The sequence below is a fragment of the Streptomyces sp. NPDC002790 genome, from assembly GCF_040295505.1.
In the GTDB taxonomy this organism is placed as follows: Bacteria; Actinomycetota; Actinomycetes; order Streptomycetales; family Streptomycetaceae; genus Streptomyces.
Genome location: NZ_JBEOVM010000180.1, coordinates 1 through 8322 on the forward strand (window position 1 = coordinate 1; position 8322 = coordinate 8322).

An 8322-nucleotide genomic window follows, 5' to 3' on the forward strand; every position below is an offset into this window, starting at 1 on the left:
CGTGTTATTGGTTTCTGTTGTTCTTAGGTGTTCTTTACCTTTTTGTACGCGGGCGCCCGGGTTCCGATTTGGGACCGGGGCAGCCGTCGTACGTCCGCTGCGCCTACACCTACGCTGATGCCGGCGCCTGGGCCTTCGCCTGCGCGTCCTTGAGGATCTCGCGCAGCGCGTCCTCCTCGTCGTTGCTCAGCGACGTCTGCACCAGCTGACCGCCGTACGCGGCGATCTCGGGCACGACCTTGTCCTTGGCCGCCTGCTTGACGAGGACGAACAGTGCGGCGGCGCCGGGCCGCAGGTTCTGGCTGAGTTCCTTCATGAAGTCGTCGTTGATCCCGGTGTCCGTGACGGCCCCACCGGCGGCCCCGGCGGCGGCGCCCACGGCGGCCCCCAGGAACGGCACCAGGAACAGCATCCCGATGACACCGCCCCACAGCGCGCCGCCCGCGGCGCCCGTCGCGGTGTGGTTCACCGCCTGGTTCAGCTTGATCTTCCCGTCGGACTCGCGACGCTCGACGACGACGATGTCCTCGAGCTCGACGAGGTGCTCCTTCGACATCTGCAGGAGCCGCGCGCGGACCTGGTTGGCGGTGGCGAGATCGTCGTAGGCGACGACGAACAGATTGCTCATGACGGCACTCCTCCGAGGCGTGTTCAGCGTGTGCGACTTGCCCGAGTTTAGGGCGTTTTGCCGACACTCGCCCGGCGGAGCCCGCCCGCCCCTGACACGACCGAGGGCCCGGCCTCCCTCATGGGGGAGACCGGGCCCTCGACGACGAGCGCGTCCGGGGTTGCGGGACGGCTTAGATGTCGAAGTACAGCTCGAACTCGTGCGGGTGCGGCCGCAGCTGGATCGGGGCGATCTCGTTCGTGCGCTTGTAGTCGATCCACGTCTCGATCAGGTCGGGGGTGAAGACACCGCCGGCCAGGAGGTACTCGTGGTCGGCCTCGAGGGCGTCGAGGACCGCGGGGAGCGAGGTCGGGACCTGCTGGACGTTGGCGTGCTCCTCGGGAGCCAGCTCGTAGAGGTCCTTGTCGATCGGCTCGGCCGGCTCGATCTTGTTCTTGATGCCGTCCAGGCCGGCCATCATCAGCGCGGCGAAGGCCAGGTACGGGTTGGACGACGGGTCGGGTGCGCGGAACTCGACGCGCTTGGCCTTCGGGTTCGAGCCCGTGATCGGGATACGCATGGCCGCGGAGCGGTTGCGCTGCGAGTACACCATGTTGACCGGCGCCTCGAAGCCCGGCACCAGGCGGTGGTACGAGTTCACCGTCGGGTTGGTGAAGGCGAGCAGCGACGGGGCGTGCTTGAGGATGCCGCCGATGTAGTAGCGGGCCATGTCGGAGAGGCCCGCGTAGCCCTGCTCGTCGTAGAAGAGCGGCTCGCCACCGGCCCACAGGGACTGGTGGACGTGCATGCCCGAGCCGTTGTCACCGAAGATCGGCTTCGGCATGAAGGTCGCGGTCTTGCCGTTGCGCCAGGCGACGTTCTTCACGACGTACTTGAAGAGCATCAGGTCGTCGGCCGCGGCGAGCAGCGTGTTGAACTTGTAGTTGATTTCGGCCTGGCCGGCCGTGCCCACCTCGTGGTGCTGGCGCTCGACCTGGAGGCCCTGCTTGTCCAGCTCGAGGGAGATCTCGGCGCGCAGGTCGGCGAAGTGGTCGACCGGCGGGGTCGGGAAGTAGCCGCCCTTGTAGCGGACCTTGTAGCCGCGGTTGTTCTCCTCGGAACCGGTGTTCCAGGCGCCCGCCTCAGAGTCGATCTCGTAGACCGAGCGGTTGGCGGTCGTCTCGAAGCGCACCGAGTCGAAGACGTAGAACTCGGCCTCGGGGCCGAAGAACGCGGTGTCGGCGATGCCGGTGGAGGCGAGGTACGCCTCGGCCTTCTTCGCCACGTTGCGCGGGTCACGGGAGTACTGCTCGCCCGTGATCGGGTCGTGGATGAAGAAGTTGACGTTCAGCGTCTTGTCGCGGCGGAAGGGGTCGACACGGGCTGTCGACAGGTCCGCGCGCAGCGCCATGTCGGACTCGTGGATCGCCTGGAAGCCGCGGATCGACGAGCCGTCGAAGGCGAGCTCCTCGTCCGGGTCGAACGCCGTGGCCGGCACCGTGAAGTGCTGCATCACACCCGGCAGGTCGCAGAAGCGGACGTCGACGAACTTGACGTCCTCGTCGGCGATGAATTGCTTGACTTCATCGGCGTTCTGGAACATCCAACTCCTCCTACTCCCACCCAGGAGGGGGCGGGGTTGCAGCTCTTGGCAGCTCGATCACGCGAACCGGTGCGGTGGCACACGCTGGGGCATGACGATATGCAGGCGTGATTTCTCAAGCATGACCCATTTGTTTCGCCCAAGTTAACCGGAGCGGGGGCCGGGACCGCATCAGGAGAGCGGCGCAGTACCGTTGACGCGTGGACAACAGGGAAGCAATGGGATCGTGGCTGTCCGGGCCTCGTGAGGCCATGGAACAGGCGGGCGCCGACTTCGGTTACCGCGGGGAACAGCTCGGTCTGCCCGAGCACGGACCCGGCTCCGTCGCCCGTCCCGGCCGCCGTATCGGAGCCCTCGTCGTCGACTGGGCGCTGTGCATGCTGATCGCATACGGCTTGGTCACGGATGGCTACAACCAGGCGACGGGGAACTGGGCGCTGCTCTTCTTCTTCGCACTCAGTGTGCTCACGGTCGGCACCATCGGCTGCACCCCCGGAAAGCGCCTCTTCGGCCTGCGGGTCGTCTCCGAGGCCGGCGGACGCATCGGTCTCGGCCGGGTGCTGGCCCGCTCGGTGCTGCTGTGCGTCGCCATCCCGGCGCTGATCTGGGACCGCGACGGCCGCGGCCTGCACGACCGGGTCGCGAAGGCGGTGCAGGTCCGCATTTAGGGCCGCGGGGAACACGGGCGCTGGCCCGTGCGGAAACGTAAAACGTAGGAGAGGCGGGCCGGAACCATCAGGTTCCGGCCCGCCTCGTTCACGTACAAGCAGCGGAGCGTGTCAGCGACCGCCGCCGCCCTTGGGCATCCTCATCCCCTTCGGCATCGGACCCTTCGGCAGCGGCATGTTCGACATGAGGTCGCCCATCGCCTTCAGCCGGTCGTTGGTCGCGGTCACCTGGGGGCCGGTCAGCACGCGCGGCAGCTTCAGCATCGTCGTGCGGAGCTTCTTCAGCGGAACCGTTCCCTCCGGTCCCTGGCTCGTGCCCACCACGAAGTCGTGGACCGGGACGTCGGAGACGATGCGGGCCATCTTCTTCTTCTCGGCCGCGAGGAGCGACTTCACCCGGTTCGGGTTGCCCTCCGCGACGAGCACGATGCCGGCCTTGCCGACCGCGCGGTGCACCACGTCCTGGCTGCGGTTCATGGCGACCGCGGGGGTCGTCGTCCAGCCACGTCCGATGTTGTCGAGCACGGCCGCGGCCGCGCCGGGCTGTCCCTCCATCTGCCCGAAGGCCGCCTTCTCGGCCCGGCGCCCGAAGATGATCGCCATCGCGAGGAAAGCGAGCAGAACGCCGAGAATCCCGAGGTAGATGGGGTGACCGATCAAGAAGCCGATCGCGAGGAGGACGCCGAAGGTGACGATTCCCACACCCGCGAGTACGAGACCGATCTTGGTGTCGACCCTGCGGGTCATCTTGTAGGTCTGAGCGATCTGCTTGAGCCGCCCGGTGTTAGCAGCGTCCGCTGCAGTTTCCTTCCTCGCCATGTACTGAAGTCTACGTGGCCGGGGACGCGGGAAGAACCCGCACCGGCCCCGGGTTCGCTCAGCCCCGCGAGGCGACGGCCTCCAGGACGCGCTGCGCCTCGACCCGGTCCTTGGCGCGGCGGCGGTCCTCCAGGACGGAGGTCCAGGCATTGCGGCGGGCGGTGCGCTGGCCGCTGCTCATGAGCAGCGACTCCACAGCGCGCAGTGCGTCGGTGACGGTCGGGATGGCGGTGGCGCGGACGGGCGCGGCCTGCATGGCTGAGGTCCCCCTAGAAGACTGATCACGGCAGTGGCACGGGATGTACGGGGCGTGATTTCAGAGTCACTGATTGGTGTTACCAGGGCGTGACCGGACGGTCAAACACCAATGAAGCCTTGACGCTCACGCCGCAAACACAGACGCGGCCCTGACGGTGCCCCTCAACTGCGGGGATCGTCAGGACCGCGCCTTACCGGCCACTACCGGTCAGTAGCGTCTTGTGCGTGAATTCACACGGCCTGCGAGGGGGCGAAGGAGTCGCGCCGCTCCTGGGCCATCCGGAACAGTCGGCCCGCGCGGTACGAGGAGCGGACCAGCGGGCCCGACATGACGCCGGAGAAACCGATCTGCTCGGCCTCGCCCTGCAGCTCCACGAACTCCTGCGGCTTGACCCAGCGCTCCACGGGGTGGTGCCGCACGGAGGGGCGCAGGTACTGCGTGATGGTGATCAGCTCACAGCCCGCGTCGTGCAGCTGGCGCAGCGCCTCGCTGATCTCCTCGCGGGTCTCGCCCATGCCGAGGATCAGGTTCGACTTGGTGACCAGGCCGAAGTCGCGGGCCTCGGTGATGACCTTCAGTGAACGGTCGTAGCGGAAGCCCGGACGGATCCGCTTGAAGATCCGCGGGACCGTCTCGACGTTGTGCGCGAAGACCTCGGGGCGGGAGGAGAAGACCTCGGCCAGCTGGTCCGGGTCCGCGTTGAAGTCCGGGGCGAGGAGTTCGACCTTGGTGCGGCCTTCGGCGCGGTTGGTGGTCTGGCGGTGGATCTGGCGGACCGTCTCCGCGTACAGCCAGGCGCCGCCGTCCTCCAGGTCGTCGCGGGCGACGCCGGTGATCGTGGCGTAGTTCAGGTCCATCGTGACGACGGACTCGCCGACGCGGCGCGGCTCGTCACGGTCGAGCGGCTCGGGCTTGCCCGTGTCGATCTGACAGAAGTCGCAACGCCGCGTGCACTGGTCACCGCCGATGAGGAAGGTGGCCTCGCGGTCTTCCCAGCACTCGTAGATGTTGGGGCAGCCCGCCTCCTGGCAGACCGTGTGCAGCCCCTCGCTCTTCACGAGGTTCTGCATCTTGGTGTACTCGGGACCCATTTTCGCCCGGGTCTTGATCCACTCGGGCTTGCGCTCGATGGGGGTCTGAGCGTTACGGACCTCCAGGCGCAGCATCTTGCGTCCGTCGGGTGCGACTGCGGACACGACCGGCTCCCTAAAGCTTTGATTCCTCGGCGTACATCAGGGTACGCCCGTGATGTTCATGGCCCTTACGGGTGGCCAACCGGCGGCCTGCGGGGTGCATTCCCCGTATGGGCTAGACCGAGGCCTTCTCGACGGGGCGCGGTTTGAGGTCCGCGTTCCCCAGAACGTTCTGCAGATGCCTCTCGGCGATCGGCAGCACCTCGTCCATCGTGACCTCGCGCCCGAGCTCGTACGAGAGGGAGGTCACGCCCGCGTCGCGGATGCCGCACGGGATGATCTTGTCGAAGTTCGAGGTGTCCGGGTTCACGTTCAGCGCGAAGCCGTGCATCGTGACGCCCTTGGCGACGCGGATGCCCATGGCGCAGATCTTGCGGTCCTCGTGCCGCTGGCCCGCGTTCGAGGGCGCGTACTCGGCGCCGACGAGCCGGTGGTCGAACTCCTCGTCCTCGCTGCTGAGCCGCGGATTGAAATCGAGCGACAGACCGCCCAGATTCGTACGCTGCTCAATGGGATCGCCGAGCACCCACACGCCGGCCCGGCCCTCCACGCGCGCCGCCTCGATGCCGAACTCGGCGCAGACCGCGATCATCGCGTCCTCCAGGCGGCGCAGATGCGCGACCACGTCCACGGGGCGCGGGAGCTTCTGGATCGGGTAGCCGACGAGCTGGCCGGGGCCGTGCCAGGTGATCTTGCCGCCGCGGTCGACGTCGACGACCGGGGTGCCGTCGAGCGGGCGTTCCTCGGGGGCGGTGCGACGGCCCGCCGTATAGACGGGCGGATGCTCCAGGAGCAGGCAGGTGTCGGGCACCTCGTCGGCGAAGCGAGCGGCGTGCACACGGCGCTGCTCGTCCCAGGCGACCTGGTAGTCGACCATGTCCGCACCGAAACCCATGCGGACGAACCGGAATTCACTCACGGCAAGTGCCTCCCTAAGAACCTTCACCGTGCATATAACGCGCCCGGAGCAACTGTACGGCTCCCGTTTCGCGGCCCAGCCGTCCACCCCACGCGCGGTTTGTCACACGATCGGATGAAGGAGGGGTTCGGCTCGGCCGATTGGGGGACGCCGTGTGCGCTCCGTGATAATTTCGGCGCCGTCCGTGAGCGGGAGCCGGTCACGGCGCACGCCGTTCCATGAGGGAGCAGCGACTAAAGGGGGGCACTCAATGGCCCCCCTTTACCGTTTCCCAGGGCCCGGAAGGCAAACGCACAGCATGACGGAACGACCTCCGCAGCGCACCCCGAACCGCCAGCTCGCCGCGCTCATCGCGGAGGCAGGTTTCTCCAACGCGGGCCTCGCGCGCCGCGTGGACCAGCTTGGGCTCGAACACGGGCTTGACCTGCGCTACGACAAGACATCCGTGACCCGGTGGCTGCGTGGACAGCAGCCCAGAGGGACGACACCCGCGCTCATCGCAGAGGTGTTCACACGCCGCCTCGGCCGCCGCCTCTCCGCGCAGGACCTCGGGCTCGACGCGTGTGCGCCCGTGTACGCGGGGCTGGAGTTCGCGGCATCGCCGGAGGAGGCCGTCGACATCGTCAGCGGTCTGTGGCGCAAGGACTCCGGCAGCCATGCCGAACTCCGGAAGATCGCGTTCACCCCGGCCGGGCTCGTCGTGCCCAGCCGCGACTGGCTGATCGGCCGCGCCGACGACCGGGTGGCACACGGTGAGCAGCTGCCACGGGTGCCGGTGCAGGGGCGGCCCGGCGTGGCGCTCGAGGCGGTGGCCGCGGTGCCGCGGCAGCGGGGGCAGACCGAGCGGGGGCCCGGGCACCGGGTGACGAGCGGGGACATCGCGGCGCTGCGCTCCGTGGGCGAGCTGTTCCGCGCCCTCGACCACGCGTACGGGGGTGGGCACGCGCGCCAGGCCCTCGTCCGGTACCTGGAGCACGAGGCGGAGCCGATGCTGCGCGGGGCGTACGGGGAGCAGCACGGGCGGCGCCTCTTCAGCGCGGTCGCCGACCTCACGCGGCTCGCAGGATGGACCTCGTACGACATCGCGGCGCACGGTCTCGCCCAGCGGTACTTCGTGCAGGCGCTGCGGCTCTCGCAGGCCGCGGGGGACCGGATGTACGGGTCGTACGTGCTGGTCACCATGAGCCGGCAGGCCGTGTACCTCGGGCACGGGCGGGAGGCGGTGCAGCTCGCGCGGGTCGCGCAGCAGGGCGTCGGGGCGTCGGCGCCGCCCGCGGTGCAGGCGCTGCTGCACGCCGTGGAGGCGCGCGGGCACGGGGTGCTCGGCGAGGTGCGGGCGTGTACGGCGTCGCTGGTGCGGGCCGAGCGGGCGCTCGGGGCGGTGCGGCCCGGGGACGAGGTGCCGCCGTGGGCGCGGTTCTTCGACGAGGCGCAGCTGGCGGACGAGTTCGGGCACTGCCACCGGGACCTGCAGCAGTACCGGGCCGCGGCGCAGCATGCGGAGCGGTCGCTGCAGTTGCGGGCGCCGGGGTTCGCGCGCAGCCGGTTGTTCTGCCGGGTGGTGCTGGCGTCGGCACGCCTTGGGCTCGGGGAGCTGGACTCGGCGTGCGCGCTCGGGGCGGAGGCGGCGTCCGCGGCGGCGGACATGCGGTCCGTGCGGGCGCACGAGTATGTGCGGGAGTTCGAGCGGAGGCTGGAGCCGTACCGCGATGCGGGGCCCGTCCGGGGGTATCGGGAGCGGGTCGCGACGTTGGGGTGAGACGGGGCCGGGGCCCGGGAGGCCGTGCCGTGGTCGGCGCCCGTGGTTCCCGTTGCGCGGCGCCGGGGTGCCGCCTCGCTGCCCGAGGCGGGGGCCACGCGGCGGCGTCCGCCGGGTCTGTGGCGGGGGCCGGGCGCCTGGGCGGGGGTGGCGGTTGGTGTTCGTTGCGCGGGGCGGTTCATGTCGGCCGCGCTGATCGCCCGGTCACCTCCCACCGCCCGCCCCCTCCGGGGGCTTCGGCCCCCCGGCGGGTGTTTGTTGCGCGGCGCCGGGGCGGGCTGAGCCGGGGCCCGGGGCGTAAGTAGAGCTCGCTCGTGGGTGTGAGAGGCGCGGGCTCGGAGAGCCGTCGGGGTTTGGGGCCCAGCCCCAAGGTGTTCAACCCGGTGCGGGGTGCGGGGTGCGGGGTGCGGGGTGCGGGGCCCGGGAGGGGCCTGACCGGAGCCCCGGAGGGGGCGGGTGGGGGGAGATGGGCGGGGGAACTGTGTTGCCCCGGTG

General features: G+C 69.6%; 8 protein-coding genes. 2 read left to right on the plus strand and 6 right to left on the minus strand.

Annotated elements, in window-relative coordinates; all coding sequences use genetic code 11:
- Positions 1–109: 109 nt before the first annotated feature.
- A complete protein-coding gene (locus ABT004_RS35155) occupies positions 110–628 on the minus strand; it encodes a DUF1269 domain-containing protein (RefSeq protein WP_351345483.1) in 519 nt (172 codons plus the stop codon).
- Between the two features lie 172 nt (positions 629–800).
- Entirely contained in the window at positions 801–2210 is a 1410-nt protein-coding gene (gene glnA, locus ABT004_RS35160; protein WP_351345486.1) for a type I glutamate--ammonia ligase, read from the minus strand.
- A 200-nt stretch (positions 2211–2410) separates the two neighbouring features.
- Here glnA and ABT004_RS35165 point away from each other — a divergent pair, with 200 nt between their 5' ends.
- Positions 2411–2878, plus strand: a complete 468-nt coding sequence (locus tag ABT004_RS35165; RefSeq protein ID WP_351345489.1) for an RDD family protein — start codon at positions 2411–2413, stop codon at positions 2876–2878.
- 111 nt (positions 2879–2989) lie between these two features.
- Here ABT004_RS35165 and ABT004_RS35170 read toward each other — a convergent pair whose 3' ends face one another.
- The 4 genes from ABT004_RS35170 to lipB all read right to left on the minus strand — a co-directional run bounded on the left by ABT004_RS35170 (position 2990) and on the right by lipB (position 6068).
- Positions 2990–3697, minus strand: a complete 708-nt coding sequence (locus tag ABT004_RS35170; RefSeq protein WP_351345492.1) for a DUF4191 domain-containing protein — start codon at positions 3695–3697, stop codon at positions 2990–2992.
- Positions 3698–3755: 58 nt separating this feature from the next.
- Positions 3756–3953, minus strand: coding sequence for an SCO2195 family GlnR-regulated protein (locus ABT004_RS35175; protein ID WP_351345495.1), 198 nt, complete (start codon positions 3951–3953; stop codon positions 3756–3758).
- Positions 3954–4186: 233 nt separating this feature from the next.
- Positions 4187–5152: a lipoyl synthase gene (gene lipA / locus ABT004_RS35180; RefSeq protein WP_351345498.1), complete on the minus strand. Its 966-nt coding sequence runs from the start codon at positions 5150–5152 to the stop codon at positions 4187–4189.
- Between the two features lie 112 nt (positions 5153–5264).
- Positions 5265–6068 (minus strand): lipoyl(octanoyl) transferase LipB, encoded by an 804-nt coding sequence (gene lipB / locus ABT004_RS35185; protein WP_351345501.1) that lies wholly within the window; start codon positions 6066–6068, stop codon positions 5265–5267.
- 298 nt (positions 6069–6366) lie between these two features.
- On the opposite strand from lipB, the gene ABT004_RS35190 reads away from it, so the two are divergent.
- A complete protein-coding gene (locus ABT004_RS35190) occupies positions 6367–7827 on the plus strand; it encodes an NsdA family TPR-like regulatory protein (protein ID WP_351345504.1) in 1461 nt (486 codons plus the stop codon).
- Positions 7828–8322: the final 495 nt, after the last annotated feature.